Source organism: Mesorhizobium sp. P2_F8 (assembly GCF_056403655.1).
Genome location: NZ_JBFUFB010000005.1, coordinates 456967 through 473825, shown reverse-complemented (window position 1 = coordinate 473825; position 16859 = coordinate 456967). Strand labels below are relative to the sequence as shown.

General features: G+C 59.5%; 9 protein-coding genes and 1 pseudogene. 6 read left to right on the top strand and 4 right to left on the bottom strand.

The annotated features are described in order from the left end of the window. The 3 genes and pseudogenes from AC1DZP_RS15510 to AC1DZP_RS15500 all read right to left on the bottom strand — a co-directional run. Window positions 1–1801: beta strand repeat-containing protein (locus AC1DZP_RS15510; protein WP_477303548.1), on the bottom strand; the 1801-nt coding region annotated here is incomplete at its 3' end. A 384-nt stretch (window positions 1802–2185) separates the two neighbouring features. Next, window positions 2186–2683, bottom strand: a pseudogene (locus AC1DZP_RS15505) (DUF4347 domain-containing protein); the annotation flags it as partial. A gap of 94 nt (window positions 2684–2777) precedes the next feature. Further along, on the bottom strand, window positions 2778–3092 hold the full coding sequence (locus tag AC1DZP_RS15500) for a hypothetical protein (protein ID WP_143748632.1): 315 nt from the start codon (window positions 3090–3092) through the stop codon (window positions 2778–2780). A gap of 1122 nt (window positions 3093–4214) precedes the next feature. Here AC1DZP_RS15500 and AC1DZP_RS15495 point away from each other — a divergent pair. The 3 genes from AC1DZP_RS15495 (at window position 4215) to AC1DZP_RS15485 (ending at window position 12279) form a co-directional block, all read left to right on the top strand. Next, window positions 4215–8003 (top strand): glycosyltransferase, encoded by a 3789-nt coding sequence (locus tag AC1DZP_RS15495; RefSeq protein WP_477303520.1) that lies wholly within the window; start codon window positions 4215–4217, stop codon window positions 8001–8003. A gap of 11 nt (window positions 8004–8014) precedes the next feature. Continuing rightward, window positions 8015–10597 carry a tetratricopeptide repeat-containing glycosyltransferase gene (locus AC1DZP_RS15490; RefSeq protein WP_477303518.1) on the top strand — a complete coding sequence of 861 codons (2583 nt, stop codon included), beginning with the start codon at window positions 8015–8017 and terminating at the stop codon, window positions 10595–10597. A gap of 74 nt (window positions 10598–10671) precedes the next feature. Further along, window positions 10672–12279, top strand: a complete 1608-nt coding sequence (locus AC1DZP_RS15485) for a discoidin domain-containing protein (protein WP_477303516.1) — start codon at window positions 10672–10674, stop codon at window positions 12277–12279. Window positions 12280–12284: 5 nt separating this feature from the next. Here AC1DZP_RS15485 and AC1DZP_RS15480 read toward each other — a convergent pair whose 3' ends face one another. Then, on the bottom strand, window positions 12285–13472 hold the full coding sequence (locus AC1DZP_RS15480; RefSeq protein ID WP_477303514.1) for an FkbM family methyltransferase: 1188 nt from the start codon (window positions 13470–13472) through the stop codon (window positions 12285–12287). A 74-nt stretch (window positions 13473–13546) separates the two neighbouring features. Here AC1DZP_RS15480 and AC1DZP_RS15475 point away from each other — a divergent pair, with 74 nt between their 5' ends. From AC1DZP_RS15475 to AC1DZP_RS15465, 3 genes are all read left to right on the top strand, one after another. Further along, on the top strand, window positions 13547–14479 hold the full coding sequence (locus AC1DZP_RS15475) for a hypothetical protein (protein WP_477303512.1): 933 nt from the start codon (window positions 13547–13549) through the stop codon (window positions 14477–14479). Between the two features lie 193 nt (window positions 14480–14672). Further along, window positions 14673–15500 (top strand): phosphogluconate dehydrogenase C-terminal domain-containing protein, encoded by an 828-nt coding sequence (locus AC1DZP_RS15470; protein WP_477225736.1) that lies wholly within the window; start codon window positions 14673–14675, stop codon window positions 15498–15500. A gap of 330 nt (window positions 15501–15830) precedes the next feature. Further along, window positions 15831–16772, top strand: a complete 942-nt coding sequence (locus AC1DZP_RS15465) for a D-ribose ABC transporter substrate-binding protein (RefSeq protein WP_095080533.1) — start codon at window positions 15831–15833, stop codon at window positions 16770–16772. The last annotated feature ends 87 nt before the right edge of the window (window positions 16773–16859 follow it).

Here is a 16859-nt window from a genome sequence, read left to right as displayed (position 1 = left end):
CAGTTGCGCCGGTCGAACCAGTCGAGCCCGTCGCTCCGGTCGAGCCGGTGGCTCCGGTCGAGCCGGTTGCTCCAGTCGAACCGGTCGAGCCAGTCGCACCAGTCGAGCCGGTGGCTCCAGTCGAGCCAGTCGCACCCGTCGAGCCGGTGGCTCCGGTCGAGCCGGTTGCTCCCGTCGAACCGGTCGAGCCGGTGGCTCCGGTCGAGCCGGTATCACCAGTTGCACCTGTCGAGCCGGTTGCTCCAGTCGAGCCGGTCGAGCCTGTCGCTCCGGTCGAACCGGTGGCGCCAGTCGAGCCAGTCGAACCCGTTGCACCAGTGTCGCCAGTCGCACCAGTCGAGCCCGTCGCTCCGGTCGAGCCGGTATCACCCGTTGCACCTGTCGAGCCAGTCGCTCCGGTCGAGCCGGTTGCTCCAGTCGAGCCGGTCGAGCCTGTCGCTCCGGTCGAACCGGTGKCGCCAGTCGAGCCAGTCGAMCCCGTTGCACCAGTGTCGCCAGTCGCACCAGTCGAGCCAGTTGCCCCGGTATCACCCGTGGCGCCGGTCGAGCCAGTCGCTCCGGTGTCGCCGGTTGCGCCGGTCGAGCCAGTCGCTCCGGTCGAGCCCGTTGCACCCGTGGTTCCTGTTGCACCGGTGTCGCCAGTCGCACCTGTCGAACCAGTCGCTCCGGTCGAACCGGAGGCGCCGGTCGAGCCAGTCGCTCCGGTATCACCCGTGGCACCAGTTGAGCCAGTCGCTCCGGTAGAGCCCGTTGCACCCGTGGTTCCTGTTGCACCAGTGTCGCCAGTGGCACCTGTCGAACCAGTTGCTCCGGTCGAACCGGAGGCACCAGTTGAGCCGGTCGCTCCGGTAGAGCCCGTTGCACCCGTGGTTCCAGTTGCACCAGTGCCGCCAGTCGCACCAGTCGAACCGGAGGCGCCGGTCGAACCAGTCGCTCCGGTATCACCCGTGGCGCCGGTCGCACCTGTGGCTCCGGTTGCGCCGGTGGAGCCCGCGGCTCCGGTATCACCGGTGGCACCAGTCGAGCCGGTCGCTCCGGTAGAGCCCGTAGCACCCGTGGTTCCTGTTGCACCAGTGTCGCCAGTCGCACCTGTTGAACCCGTCGCTCCGGTCGAACCGGACGCGCCGGTCGAGCCAGTCGCTCCGGTATCACCCGTGGCGCCGGTCGCACCTGTGGCTCCGGTTGCTCCAGTGGAGCCCGCGGCTCCGGTGTCGCCCGTCGCGCCAGTCGARCCGGTCGCACCTGTCGAACCAGTCGCTCCGGTCGAACCGGCGGCGCCGGTCGAGCCAGTCGCTCCGGTATCGCCCGTCGCGCCTGTAGAACCCGTGGCGCCAGTGGAACCTGCGGCGCCGGTATCACCTGTGGCTCCGCCTGCGCCAGTCGCTCCTGTCGAGCCCGTGGCTCCGGTCGAGCCTCCTGCGCCAGTCGAACCTGTTGCACCCGTGGAACCCGTGGCGCCGGTATCACCTGTGGGTCCGCCTGCGCCAGTCGCACCCGTCGGGCCGCCTGCGCCAGTCGCACCCGTCGGGCCGCTTGCGCCTGTCGCACCGGTCGGGCCGCTCGCGCCTGTCGCACCGGTCGGGCCGCTCGCGCCAGTGGCACCCGTCGGGCCGCTCGCGCCTGTCGCACCCGTCGGGCCGCTCGCGCCTGTGGCACCCGTCGCACCCGTCGGGCCGCTCGCACCTGTGGCTCCGGTCACACCCGTGCCGGTAGCACCCGTGGCGCCTGTCGCGCCTGTGGCTCCGGTCGCACCCGCGCCGGTCGCTCCCGTAGCGCCGGTCGGGCCTGCCGGGCCCGTCACGCCTTGAGCTGTGGTGGCGATGAAAGCAGCGGTATCAAATAAATTGCCATTATCTCCATTATTATTGCCTACAGGGGTAAAACTATAACCTCCTGCAACGGGGGTAAGCGTGCCGTATAATTTGAAAGTGCTGTCGTAAACGAAATAAATATCATTAGTGTTTGGAATTGTTATAGTTGCTCTAAAGTCTTTAATTAAACCGTTTTGGTCAGCTGACGGAAGCTGAAAGCTACCAACCACTGTATCATCTGCCGTACTAAGCGCCGGGTTAGTCGGCGGAGCCACGTGAGTATCCACTATATAGTACGTGTTAACAGCCGAAGAGTTGCCGCCGGCATTTATGATCCCAGTGAGTGTAAGATCGGCGGCGGCAAGCACCCCCGAGTAACTGGCCACGCCAGCTGAAGTCATCGGAGGCAAAGGCGCGGACGAGCTTACGCGTGCGGATATCTCCCAGGCGCCGCCCAGGGCGGCTGCGCCAACCAGTGATCTCGATGCACGGACGTCCGCGCCGACGGCCTCTTCCAGTGCCACTACGAAGGTCTCGCCCGCATCCCCCGACGCCGTCTCGCAGCTCCACAGCCGCAGCTCGCCGTCCGCGGCAAGGGCCCTGCCGATCGCGGCAAAATCGTCAGCCGCTTCCTTCAGCGTCCCGGTCGACCACTCTCCGGAGGTGAAGCCAACCCGGCCAGGTGCGCCATGTGCCATGATATGGATCGCATCGAGGCTTTCGTGCCCTGCGAGCGCGGCAGCGATCTGCTGCGCGGCCGGCCGGCGGCCGTCGAGTACGACAGCCTGGACTTGCGGTCGCACGTTGCCGAGAACCGTCTCGAGGTCGGAGATCGAAGGATCCACAAAGAGAATTTCAGAGGCACGGGCCATGACTGGCTCCTGTTGGCTTGGAATTCGATTCAAGGGGAAACCGCCCACCGGCTTGGCCGGCGAGCGGTCGTAGGGAGAAGGAGCACGGGAGCCGTCATCTTCCGGACGGGCCGACGGCGCCGTCGGGATGTTTGACAGCGGGGCTCTCTACGCGGAGGAAGCTGCAGGCCTGGAAATTCCCGCCATCTTCAAACGTGCCAATCGCAAATGAGCCGGCTGCGGCCGGAACCTTGACCGTGAGAGCGACGGCGAGGCTTCGCTTGACGGCTTTGGGAAGAACGACCTGACCGACAATGGCGTTCTTGGCCGTGTCCAGAATAAAATAAGGCACATTTTCGGTCGTGTCGCCGATAGGCAAGACGCCTCTAACGGCGACTTCCATGACCGCAAACCCTGCTATGTAGCTCATTATTGTTCTCCTCGGTCGGCGGCGGCTGGGCCACCTGCTTCTCTTGTTCGTACCCTTAGGTTCAATCGCTGGTTTCAATCGCCGCCGAGCGCACGCGCTCGCCGAAGCCGTTCGCGGCTGCTATCGGCCGCGTGCGCATCCGCGTATGACGGGCAGGTCTGCGAGACGGGCGGGCAAGGCTTGACGGCCTCTTCGACACGCTCGATCGAACGGCGCGCCACTTGTCTTCGCTGAGGTGCCACTTGTCTTCGCTGAGGTGATTGAGGAGCCCGCCGGCACCTGGGCGTTCCCTGCCGGCGACCAGCTGCGGATGATTGAGGGGGTGATCGAAGCGGGCGCCCGCGTCGCGGCCGCATCGTTTCATACGCGGTATCACACCTACCACAGCCAACTCCCGTTACGCGTGTCTCGATTTCTCGACGACGACTTGCGAGGGAACCGACTGCTAGCGAGGGAACATCGGGTTGGGAAAACGCTGGCCTTGAGTTCAAGGCGTCACGACGTCTTCACTTGCACGCCACCGCACACTCTATGCGCCCTCACGCACGAAGTGACTTGCTCCAGACACTCTCCAGGCTGACAGACTGCGCAGACCGACAGGCCTCCTGCCCGGTCCACGGCTACCCTCCCATGCACAAGACATTAGTAAAATCTAAAATTAGCAAGTTGTAAATAACCCTGTTATCAATTTGTTAATTGTTGATCACGGGTAACTACTTTTCGGTCGACATCTACATGGCGCTCGTGGGCCAAACCCTTCGAAAAATCCGAGGCTTAAAGGTGCCCCCTGGTTCGCGTCGTGCCCTCGACATCACGGCAAGTGAGCGATCGACCCGAACGAAGCGTTTGCTCGCCAACGGCTGGTTCAGCGGGACGGCGAGACCCTTGCGGCGGCGGACAGCGCTAGCTAACAATGGATAGCGTGGGGGTCGCGTTTGCAAAGGAAGGGACGAACTATCCTTTGCACACGGGTCATGCGAATGGCCGAGGCAGGGGGGTATTGCACATGGGGCACGAAGGTCGGACAAATCCGCATCGGAGCGGATCGCTGCCCCAGACGGCACGACGGCATAAAAGTGACCGCCTCGACCCGCAGTTATCCGGGGAGCAGACAGTCAGCACATGACAAGCGGCAAGCGCCTCTGTCTCAACATGATCGTCAAGAACGAGATGGCAAACCTCGAGCGCTGTCTCGGCGCAGTTGCCAGCCACATCGACTGCTGGGTCATCGGCGATACCGGCTCGACCGACGGGACACAGGATTTCGTCAAATCGTTCTTCGCCGCCCGCAACCTGCCAGGCGAGCTGCACGAATTTCCATTCCACAATTTCGAGCAGGCGCGCAACGCCGCGCTCGATCACGCCTATGCCTCGCCGCTCGCTTATGACTATCTGCTGTTCGACGACGCCGACATGGAACTGATGGTCGAGGATACGGGCTTCCGCGAGGGGCTCGACGGTCCAGGCTACCGGCTGCTGCAACGCTCGGATTCAGGCCTCGCCTATTGGAACACGCGCATTGTCAGGCGCGATGCTGGCGCACGCTACCGTGGTGTAACCCACGAATATCTCGACGTGCCCGGCGGCGTGCAAGAACTACGCAGCGCCTGGTACAAGGACCACGCCAGCGGCTCGAACCGGGTGGACAAATTCGAGCGCGATGCCAGGCTTTTGCTGGAGGCGCTTGAAAAGGATCCGGATAATCAGCGCTACTGGTTCTACCTGGCGCAATCCTACCGCGACGCCGGGCGGACGGCGGAGGCCGCGGTGGCATACGCCAAGCGCGCCGCGATGGGCGGCTGGGACGAGGAGGCGTGGAACGCCCGGCTGCAAGAGGCGCGCTGTCTGCGCACGCTCGGCGACGAGGCTGGCTTCATCGGCCAGGCGCTTGCCGCCTTCAATCAGCGGCCGCAACGTGCCGAGCCGCTCTATGACCTGGCGCGGTTCTACCGCGAGAAGGGGATGAATGACGCCAGCGTGCTGTTTTCGGAAGCCGGGCTGGCGATTAGGCGACCCGACCAGGACATCCTGTTTATCGAGGACTACGCCTACACGACAGGCCTGCTGGAGGAGTACGCGATCGCGGCAAACTACGCGCGCGATCCCGTGCGCAAGGACCGCGGCTTCGCGGCGTGCAACTGGCTGGCGCTGAACCGGACCATCGCCGATGGCCCCAGGGAACTGGCGTGGTCGAACCTGTTCTTCTATGTGAAGCCCGCCAAGACGGTGATGCCGTCCTTCAGCGCGCGTCCGGTCGGTTTCGTGGCGCCCGACGGCTATCGGCCGTCAAACCCGTCGGTGACCCTGTGGGGCGGACAGATCGTGCTGTTGCAGCGAACGGTGAATTTCACCCGGACCGAAGACAACCTTCGATACGACACGCCGGACGGAGTGCCGGTTCACACGCGCAATTTCCTGCTCCGATTGAGCGATGAACTCGCCATCCAGTCCGCGAGCGAGATTTTGCCGCCGGCCGACATGCCGGAACTCGCGCGCGACCGCGTTCTTGAGGATATGCGCCCGTTCGGCTGGCGCGATGCGCTGTGGAGCGTCTCGTGCGTGCGCGAACTGAAACCGGACGGTCAGTGCGAACAGGTCATCGCGCGCATCGACGAGGGTGGCGCCAGCCGGCTGACCGACTGGCGCGTGCTCCATCCGGCAGGACCGCGGGTGCACGAGAAGAACTGGATGCCGCAAGTCAAGCCTGCCACGGCGGAGGCAGGCGGAGAGAAGCTGCAATTCATCTGTTTCGGTGACTCCGTCAGGATAGTGGACGAGCATGCTGCGACCGTCCTTGAGACGTCTCCCGCGATCGCGACCCATAAGTTCGGGGGAGGAACCCAACTGATCGCTTTCGCCGGCGGTTGGCTGACATTGATTCAGGAAGTGCAATGGAGGTTTGCGGAGAAGCTCCATTGGTGCATGCATCGGTTCGTCTGGTTCGACGAAACAAGCGTTCTGCGAAAAGTGAGCCGTCCGTTCTTCTTCAACAAAAAGGGCCCTGAATTCGCTGCGGGTCTAGCCTGGCATCCGGATAACGCGCGTTTGCTGATTTCTTACGGTGTGGCCGACAGCGAGTCCTGGATCGCGACCGTCGATGCGGGTGAGGTCCAGGCCTTGCTGGAGGATGTGGATAGCCTGCCATCGGGTGTGGCTGACACAGCGTCCAGGCTGACGCTGTCGTCGCCGGCCTCGCGGCTCCAGGCAGATTCAGCGCATACCGCTCCTCCAACGGAAACGCGGATGAAGCCTGACCGTGCTCGTGATGGCGCGGCGGGGGACAGAAGCGGGGTGCTGGTCGAAGCCATCGCCTCCGGCCGCGTGAAGTCAACGGAGGAGTTCTTCTATGAGCTTGCGCCGTTTCTGCGCGACGTCGATTCTCCGCGGGAGCGGCGGGAACGATCGCGCCAGTTCGACGCGCGGATCAATCCCTTCCTTGGCAGCGACGACACCGCACTTCCCCAGATCAACTGCTTCTATCAGGTGATGTCCGACAAGGCCGAGCATCGTACCCTGATTGCCGCCACAGCGTCGATGCGAGCGGCGGGTCATCCGGTGCGGGTGTGGAGCTATGCACCGGAGAAGCTCGAATTCCTCATCCCGCATGGGATCGAAATCCGCAATGCCGACGACGTCATGCCGCGCGCCATGTTCGAGCGGATCGTCGCCGGCTCCGAGATCAGGTATTTCAGCGACGTCTTCCGCTACGCCGTGCTGTACGAGCATGGCGGGCTATGGATGGATTGCGATGTCGTCATGCTGCGGCCCTTCCCCTTCCGCGGCGATCATTTCTTCAATCTGCAATGGCGGGGAGCGCACAAGGGCCACTTCATCTGCGGCAACGTCATGTATGCCCAGCCCTACAGCCGCCACCTGAGGGCGCTCTACGAGATTTCGATCGAACGTTTCCATCATGCCGACGGCAAGGAGTTTGGAGATATCGGTCCCAAGCTGCTGTCTGACTATATTGCCTCCGATAGGGGATCCGAACTGCAAGAATGGGTGTTCAGCCCGATGTTCTTCAACACGATCGATTGGACTGAGATCGACCGGTTCGAGAAGCCGATAGCGGAACTGGCTGACTATCTGAACGATGATCGCGTAGTCGGCCTCCATCTTTGGACGGCGCGAAACGACGCTCAACCGGGCGGCGAAGGGGCGCCGCTGATCTCTCAGTTGATCACCCCGCTCGACAGTTTCCCCACGTTCACAAGTCTCGCCGACCGCTTCAACACCGACAAGAACCGGCACACAGGCAACCGCCATTGCTACGCGAGGATCTACGATCGCCTGCTGTCGGCCCGACGGCTGTCCATGGGTCGGCTGATGGAAATTGGCCTATGCAATAATTTCGGGGAAGGCAGTCAGACCGAGACGCCTTCGGTCAGCCTGTGGCAGAGTTATTTTCCGTTCGGTCAGGTGATCGGTGTCGACCTGACGGATTTTTCGCAGCTCAACAACGAAAGATTCAAGTCCTTCGTCTGCAACCAGTCCAAGCTGGGCGATCTGCGCGGCGTCGCTGCGAAGCTCGAACCGGGATCGCTCCACGTGATTATCGACGACGGCAGCCACGCCTCGTTCGACGAGCAGTTGACGCTCCGCGAGTTCTTCCCGCTACTCGCCGAGGGTGGCTGGTACTTCATCGAGGACCTCGATTGGCAGCCGCCGGGCGAAGACGCCGGCAAGATCACGCTCACGAAGACCCTGCTGCGGGAGATCCAGCAGCATGGTAGCGCGCGCTCGGTCGATCCGCTGGGTGTGAGCGCGCTTGCCGATCAGTTCGCCGAGATCCTGTTCTTCGACAGTCACTACGAGCTGAATCGGGCAAGGCTGCTCTGTGGCCTGGTGGCTATCCGCAAGGGCGCGTCGGGCATGTTCACCAGGCGAGGTGCATCATCGCACGTTGAGTGAAGGGGCTTGATTTGAAAGTTGCGGTCTACACCATCGCCTTGAACGAAGCCGCAAACGCGGAGCGCTGGGCCAATTCGGCCGTCGACGCCGACTATCGCATTGTGGTCGACACCGGCAGCACGGACGGCACAGTGGAGCGACTAACCGAGGCGGGGGTGACAGTATACAGGATAGCAGTCCGCCCGTGGCGCTTCGACGACGCCCGCAACGCCGCCATGGCCCTGATCCCGCCTGACGTTGATGTATGCTGTACGATGGACATGGACCGGTTTCTTGCGCCTGGCTGGCGGGCGAAACTTGAGGCTGCCTGGACCCCCGAGACGACAGCCCTTTACTGTCAGACGACCTACAGATCGAGTGTCGAGGATCCGACACCGCTTCGAAGCTGGCCGGCTAAGAACTTTCACCATCGCTGGGGATATCGCTTCAAGCGGCCTGTCCACGAGGCTCTGGTCTTCACCGGAGACAGGGAAGTCACCACGAACAGCAGTGACATCGTCATGTTCGAGGTGCAGGACCTCGCCAAGCCAACAAGGAGCAACTACCTGCCGCTGATGGAAGTGGCACATAAGGAGGACCCCAGCGACGCTCAAATATGCTTCTGGCTCGGACGGGACTTGATGTGGGCCAACCAGCCAGAGCGGGCCGTCCAACTGCTCGAGCACTACCTTGCATTGCCGACAAGCACATGGGGCGAAGAACGCTCCGAGGCGATGCGCTACATCGCGCGCATGAAACCGGAGCAGAAATTGTCCTGGCTGGACAAAGCACGGATGGAGGCCCCCCATCGGCGCGAAATCTGGCTGGACATGGCCGAAGAGTTCCATGGCAAGGCCGACTGGCTGAACCTGCTCTGGGCCTGCAGCAATGGGATCGAGAAGACGCGCCGCACCGGCAGTTATCTGGACGAAGCGCATTGCTGGGGGGCCCGGCTGTACGAGCTTGGCGCCACGGCAGCATGGAAACTCAATTCGATGGATCAAGCCGTGGAATGGGGGCAAAAGGCGGTCGAACTGGACGCCGGCAATCAGCGGCTCAAGAACAATGTTGATTTTTTCATCAAACACCGACTGCGGCTTGCGCGCGGTCACACGAGCGGTCCGTCTTTCAAACCAGCGCGGTTGTTCACAGCGTTCGGCACTGTGCTGTATGTCGACCAACTTACAGGCGAGCTGCGACACGGCCCCGTCGAAAGCGTCCCGGCAAACGTTTTCTTTGAACCGGAGATGAGTTTGGCAGGCGGATACCGGCAGGGTCGGTTGCTCAATGCCGGCATCGGTTTGCCCGAACCGGTCCTTTGCTTTCATGACGCCTGTTTGACCGCCTCACAGGCGAAACGGCAGAATCGACCGGCAGATGCGGACGCGCTCGAATTGATCCCCCTCGAACGTGGTTTGCTGGCGCTGAGATCCGGTGGCCTGTTTCTGTCGGCCATACCTAATGGCCACGTGGAACTCAGGGCTCCTGTTTGCAGCACTTGGGAATTGTTCATCGCTTCGGAAAACTGGTGCACGGAAAGCAGCCGGGACACGATCCAATGGCGAACCGACCACGCCGATTTCGACAAGAGCCGGATTCAAAGCCACATCGTCCATCCCACCATTCGAGCTGCCGCAGACACGCTGTCCCGCGCTCCCCGCAAGGCCGTCATCTGCGACATCGGCTGGCTATCGTCCTATCTTGCAGACGAGCACTTCTATTTGGTTCGGCTATTGAATGAAGACTATGACTTCGACATCATAGATTGCAGATCGACGAACTTTGCCGCCGAAAGCACAATAGAGCGCCTGAACTCATATTCGGCTCTCTTGATAGCCTACCAGGGTGGCATATCCATACCTCTCGATGCTTTTTCAGCACTTAAGTTTTTGAAAATAGATGACCTTGTAAGTTACAATCCAAGCTATGATACTTTGCTGCGATCCCTTGTCGCTTCATCCGATGTCGTCGTAAGCCCATATGCGTACGAGTTTCAGAACCACTTCACCCATCGTGCAGTGAACTGGGTTCCATATTCGTCGGCGATGGAAGGCTGCAAAGGCTTCGAGCGTATCGTGTTCAATGAAACCCCGATTTCCAAGGTTCTCGTGTCGGGGAGCATCGCGGCGGATCGACCTCTGAGGAAATATGCGGCCGGTCTCGACTCCAGCAAGGTGGCCGTATTGGATCATCCTGGCTACGCCGGAAAGTACAACGACGACAGCCCGGCCATTGTCAGAGTACGATACTACGAGGAACTCTCAAAATACCTTTGCTGCTTTTGCGATGGCCATTCTTATCGCTACATTCATCTCAAGAATTTTGAAATCGCATCGGCAGGTTCATTGCTTTTGACCGATCGCTTGATCGAAAAGGAAATGAACGAACTCGGTTTCGTAGATCACGAAACATGCATTTTTGCTGCGAGAGAGGATTTTCTGGAAAAGGTGGATTGGATTCTGGACGACCGCAACCGGCCCGCTGTGGACGAGATCAGATCTGCCGGAATGCGTCTTGTTAAAGCAAGGCATATGACGCGGCACCGCGCGCTTCAGATCGACAATTTGGTCAATTATTATCTGCTTGTTGCCGGAACTGTTGATCATTCAAGATAATCTATGCGAAGTTTTCCCAATTTTTTACTGAAGTGGAGAAGAGAAACTACTAATCTCGCAGAAAGTGTAGCAAAATGAGTCAGGTGCCGCCAGAAAATTACTTTGCGCGTAGGCGTGTCATCGCCCTAAGGCATCGAGGCAATGTAGCGAACAAGATGATTCAGTATATTGGCGCTTTGGCAATGTCCAAGCGCATTGAACAATGCAGCGTTGTTGGCGTTTCGATCCCGGAATGGGGGATTGAAATTCCAGACGATACGCAAAGTCAGATTTTTCTTGATAACATAGATTTGTGGACTTGGGATGCCTTTCGACCTCACGTTGGTGAGATTTGCCGTCTTGCGAACAGAAGCGAGTCGGTGCGAATAATGATGGCTGACCATCTGCAGAGGATGGAGTTCCTTGACCCACCTCAAGCCTATCACTCACTTTTTCCATACAGTTCTCCGGAACGGAAAATTGGCGAGGGTGATCTACTAATCAATATTCGAACTGCCGAAATCCTACAAGGCATAGCTCACTATCCGCTTCTTCCGATAGATTTCTATGAGGATGTGGTCGCTTCGACGGGACTGAATCCGGTGTTTGTTGGACAGCTCGGCGATTCAGAGTATGTGCGACAACTTAGATCCCGCTTCCCAAAAGCTGTCTTCTACGACAGCCAAGGAGCCAGGGCCGACTTTGATTTGATTCGTTCAGCAAAGAACATCGTCGTTGCGGTCAGCACGTTCTCCTGGTTAGCGGCATGGCTTTCCCAAGCGCAGACGATCTTCCTTCCGCTCAGTGGTTTCTACAACCCGGCGCATCATCGCGAGGTCGATCTGCTGCCGATCGATGATCCTCGTTATAGATACTTTCTATTTCCGTTGAACTATGGAATTCCGGAAGAACAGAGCCTGGAATACCATCGCCGGATATCAGGTAGATGGAAAGAGATATCGCGCAATCAGGTTGCGCTGCTGAAGACTTCCGCTCCATTCCTGCGTGTGCCGAGAGAGAATTACGACAGCGGCTTGCCGTCGAGAACCGCGCAGGGGTCTGCCATCACCTTCGATTCCATCTGGTACGCACATCGATACATCGACGCTGCAATGGAGATAAGCGAAGGGTGGTTCGAGGATCCACTGCACCACTATCTCGAAGTTGGCAGGCTGCGGGGCTATCAGCCGGTTCGCCAATTCGATGGACATCCTCCCATAGATCTTTCGATGCCCAACCTGGCGCTCAGGAAGCGAGCGACACAAAGTTCGTTGAGCCAGTGGTCCGTTGGATCGACCTTGGAAGAAGACGCCGGGAATGCAGTAAATGGAAATCCAGCAAAAGCGCTTGGATTTCATACTGAAAATATCGAATCCCCGTGGTGGATGGTAGACCTTGAAGAACCCTCTCAAGTGTTCGCCATTCGGATATTCAACCGAGACCGTATTCCGGAATGGATGCAGCGCCGAACGTCGCCCATTGTAGTCGAAGGCTCGAACGATGGTGAGCTCTGGAAACTGATATTCAGGACAGAGTCCGGCCAGATCTTCGGCGGATACAGCGCTGGAATGCCACTGGTGTGGTCCTCTGACTTACCTGTGGAAACACGCTACGTTCGGATTTCGATCCCTCGCAAAGAGTATCTCCATCTTTCCGAGGTGGAGATTTACGGTCTCCAACAGCCCCACTCGAATTCCACGTAGCCAGATTAGGTGTATGGAGTAATACCCAATACATCAATGATCCGATCAAATTTACGTCTCGCCCCTTTAGAGAGCGCAGTGACTCTATCTCGCCTCTTTGTAAACCAAGCATCAAACTCGACGGCATCGCCATCAAAATTCGGGACCTGCCTAACCTGCCGCAGCGCGAAGCCGAAATCTCCCAACATGTTGACAATGTCGCCGATTAGTTTCTGCCCTCGATAAATCGGAACGAAATGTGTCTCGAGTTCTATGGCCAGACAGGACTCGAGAAGATGTCCAAAGCCAACTAGAACTTCGTATTCAAAACCTTGCACATCGATTTTTATTACGTCCGGAGAGGGAACCGTCTGCATCCGGTATAGCTCGTCATATCGAACACAATCGACGTCTTTCGTATCAATCGTACGGAAGATCGATCCAATGGAATAGTGCTGCAAGACTTCGAAGTTTGGCTCCCTTAAGGATGAGCAGCCCGATGCTGCCGCAATATGCAGTTTTTGAATGCCTTGGGCATCCGATAGCGCCTTTTCAACAACTTGGCCGCCTGGTATGCGGCCAAGAGTTTGCCTGACCAGTGCCGCCTCCGAGGGTATGGGCTCGAACACCACTGGCGTGATCTGATCAGCCTTCAGCATCCACTTGAGTTGCAGCCCCTCTTGGCCACCGACATCGATCAGCGTGATGCGCTCCTCTGCTGGTGTGCGGGCCAATTCGCTATGTGCGTCAAACGTCTCAACCAGTACGCTGACGAGGACGAACTGTTCACGCCCACTGCCAGTATAGACGGGCCGACGACTGTTGGAGCAGCCTATGGACAGGGTTGAGTGACAACTCAGGAACCTCACCTCGACCTCAAGAATCCCTTCAGGACTCTTGTTAACTGATATGGACTTACTAATACCATCGTTGACTATGGAACCGTCCGCAGAAATTTCCGCGACATCAATAGCTCCATAGTGATGGATATAGAAATTAGCGGTAGAACCAGGACGAAATTTTAGAAAGCATTTCATTCTTATAATTCTAAATAGAAAATCCGAATCATGCAGACGCAACAGGTGCCAGTTGTGCTGCTCTGTATCTGAGACAATAAGGGTTCCGTCTTCGAGACGAACTGACATCTCGTGCGCCACCTGCCAACTTGACAAAGTATCGCCTTTGTATGTTCGCGAAAAAATGGCCTCGCCCACTCCTGATACCCCTCCATTTCCCGGCTTTCGCCCTTACGGACAAACATGGTATTTCAAATCTCGGCGGTCGGACATTGGGAATCGAAGTGCGGCGGCGGGATATCGTTACACTATTTGGGGGAGCAGTGGCCGGCAGCTTGATTTCCGCTGCGCTGACCGGTTGGGAGCCGCTGGGCAAAAGCTATGCTGCCATGACGCTGCCGATTGATGTATCTCCGTCCCTCCTCACTGCCCCGATCGAGCTCGCCGGTGATTGGGGCCACATGCTGCCACGTGCGGCAGATCAGGTCGTCGAGCGCATGCGGCATGCATGCCTTGACGGCGTCCGGCTGCTCTCCGACCGCCAGCCGACGCGGCTGCGTGTCGACGAGCACACTTCCGGCACGCCGGCGATCTGGCTGCATCCGGACGGCAGTAGCATGGCCTGGATCATCGTCGATATCGGCGAGCGTGACTGGTCGAAGCTCGCCTACCAGTTCGGCCACGAGCTCGGCCATGTACTCTGCAACAGCTGGCAGGCGGACGCCAAGCCGGCGGCGCCCTGCCAGTGGCTCGAGGAAGCAATGGTGGAGGCCCACTCGCTGCGCGGGCTCGGGCGTCTGGCGAAAAGCTGGAAGGAGGCCCCGCCCTTCGCCGGCGACAACGCCTTCGGCGATGCCATTGCCAAGTATCGCGAAAACATCATCCGAAGCTATACCGCGCTTGCCGACAGCCAGGGGCTCACCAGCGACGCCGCGGCGTGGTTCGCCGACCATCGCAGCGAGATCGAAATACCCGGCCTCAATCTATTCGCCCAGGCGATGTCCGTGACCATCCTCGCCGAATACGACCGCGCGCCGGACTGCGTCGAGGCACTGGGTGCACTCAACCGCTGGCCCGGCCGCACCGGTCTACCGATCGCGGAATACCTCGGGCGATGGGAGGCCAGCTGTGCCGAATTGCGCGCTTCGCCCAGCTTGCCGATCCGCCTTCGTGAGCTGCTGCACGTTCCGCAATGGACCAAGTGAATAGCATCTCGATGTCTTGTCTCGCTGACTAGCGAGCTTCGACCAGCGCCAGACATGCAGGCCAAGGATGGTCCGGCATGAAACATCGGGCATTCCATTCCGATCCAGATTGCCAAACTTTGGTAGAGTGATTATACCAGTTGATAACATGACGATTGGTTGATCCATCGTTGGACATCGGGAGTAGTGATACATGACGACGATTGCACTGTTCGGTGCCGGCGGGAAAATGGGTTACCGCCTGTCGACCAATTTTCGCGGCTCGCCTTACACGATACGCCATGTCGAGGTCAGCGAGGCCGGCCGCGAGCGGCTGAAGTCGGGGCTGGGTTTCGATGCCGTCAGTGCCGATGACGCGCTCAAAGGCGCCGATGTGGTGATCCTGGCCGTTCCCGATACACATATCGGCAAGGTCGCGGCGAGCATCGAGAGCAAGCTCGTGCCAGGCACGATGGTGGTGGTGCTCGACGCCGCGGCACCTTTCGCCGGCCATCTGCCCAAGCGGCCGGACCTGACCTATTTCGTCACCCATCCCTGTCATCCGCCAATCTTCAACGACGAAACCGACATGGCGGCCAAGAAGGACTATTTCGGCGGCGTCAAAGCCAAGCAGCACATGGTTAGTGCGCTTATGCAGGGCCCGGAAGAGGACTATGCCAAGGGTGAGGCGATCGCCAAGATCATCTGGGCGCCGGTGATGCGCTCGCACCGCGTCACTGTCGATCAGATGGCGCTGCTCGAACCGGGTCTTTCGGAGACCGTCTGCGCCTCGCTGCTCGTCGTCATGAAGGAAGCCGTCGATGAAGTCGTTGCGCGCGGCGTCGACAAACAGGCGGCTCTCGATTTCCTGCTCGGCCATATGAACGTGCTTGGCGCTGTCATCTTCGGCGAAACCAAGGGCGTCTTCTCCGACGCCTGCAACAAGGCAATAGAGTTTGGAAAGCCGGTGCTGATGCGCGACGACTGGAAGCGGGTCTTCGAGCCGGAGGAGATTGCCGCCAGCATTCAGCGCATCACCTGAAGCGAAGTTCAGGCGGAACGGCCGGAAGGGCCGAGACCCTTAGATGAAAACCGCGCTTGCGAGAGTTTGGGCCGTCGACGCCCTCATGAAACGCGCTCATCAGGTACATATCATCTGAATTTGTGATTGACTCATCATACCAGTTGGCTTAGCTATTTCTTAAGCTCAGGCCAAGGCTTCGCAGGGAATTCGTGGCCTGGACGAGCGGAGGACTGCCGGGGGCACGACGGCCCGGGTGATGCCGGCAAACAAACGGTTTTTGAAACTGAGACGATCCGCGGTCTGAAATGCAGACAGCGGCCTGAATTGTTTTTCAAACGGGAGGACTTCATGAAACTGACACGCAGAATGACACTGGCGGCTTTTGCCGGCATGCTGGCGCTTGGCACGGCCGCACCAGCCTATGCTGCCGATCTGATTGCCATCATCACGCCCTCGCACGACAACCCGTTCTTCAAGGCGGAAGCTGTCGGCGCGGAGGCCAAGGCCAAGGAACTCGGCTACGAAGCGCTGGTGCTCGTCCATGATGACGACGCCAACAAGCAGTCCGAGCTGATCGACACGGCGATCGGCCGCGGTGCCAAGGCGATCATCCTCGACAATGCCGGCGCCGACGCCACCGTTGCCGCCGTGCAGAAGGCCAAGGACGCGGGCGTGCCTTCGTTCCTGATAGATCGCGAGATCAATGCCACCGGCGTTGCCGTCGCGCAGATCGTTTCCAACAATTACCAGGGCGCCCAGCTCGGCGCGCAGGAATTCGTCAAGCTGATGGGCGAGAAGGGCAATTTCGTCGAACTCGTCGGCAAGGAATCCGACACCAATGCCGGCATTCGCTCCAAGGGCTATCATGACGTCATCGACGACTATCCGGATCTGAAGATGGTTGCCCAGCAGTCGGCCAACTGGAGCCAGACCGAAGCCTACGCCAAGATGGAATCGATCCTGCAGGCCAATCCGGACATCAAGGGCGTCATCTCCGGCAACGACACGATGGCGATGGGCGCCTATGCGGCGCTGGTCGCGGCAAACCGCAAGGACGTCATTGTCGTCGGCTTCGACGGATCGAACGACGTGCGCGATTCAATCACCGCGGGCGGCATCAAGGCCACAGTCCTGCAGCCGGCCTTTGCGCAGGCGCAGATGGCGGTCGAGCAGGCCAACGACTTCATCAAGAACAAGAAGTCGCCGGCCAAGGAAAAGCAGCTGATGGACTGCCTCCTGGTCAATGGCGACAACGCCCCCAAGCTGGAAACCTTCGCGCTGACCAACTGAGCCGGCGTGACATGAATGGCGAGGGGCGAATCTCGGTTCGTCCCTCGCCGCCATTTTCTGCGGATGCCGACCATCATGCCGAGGCCG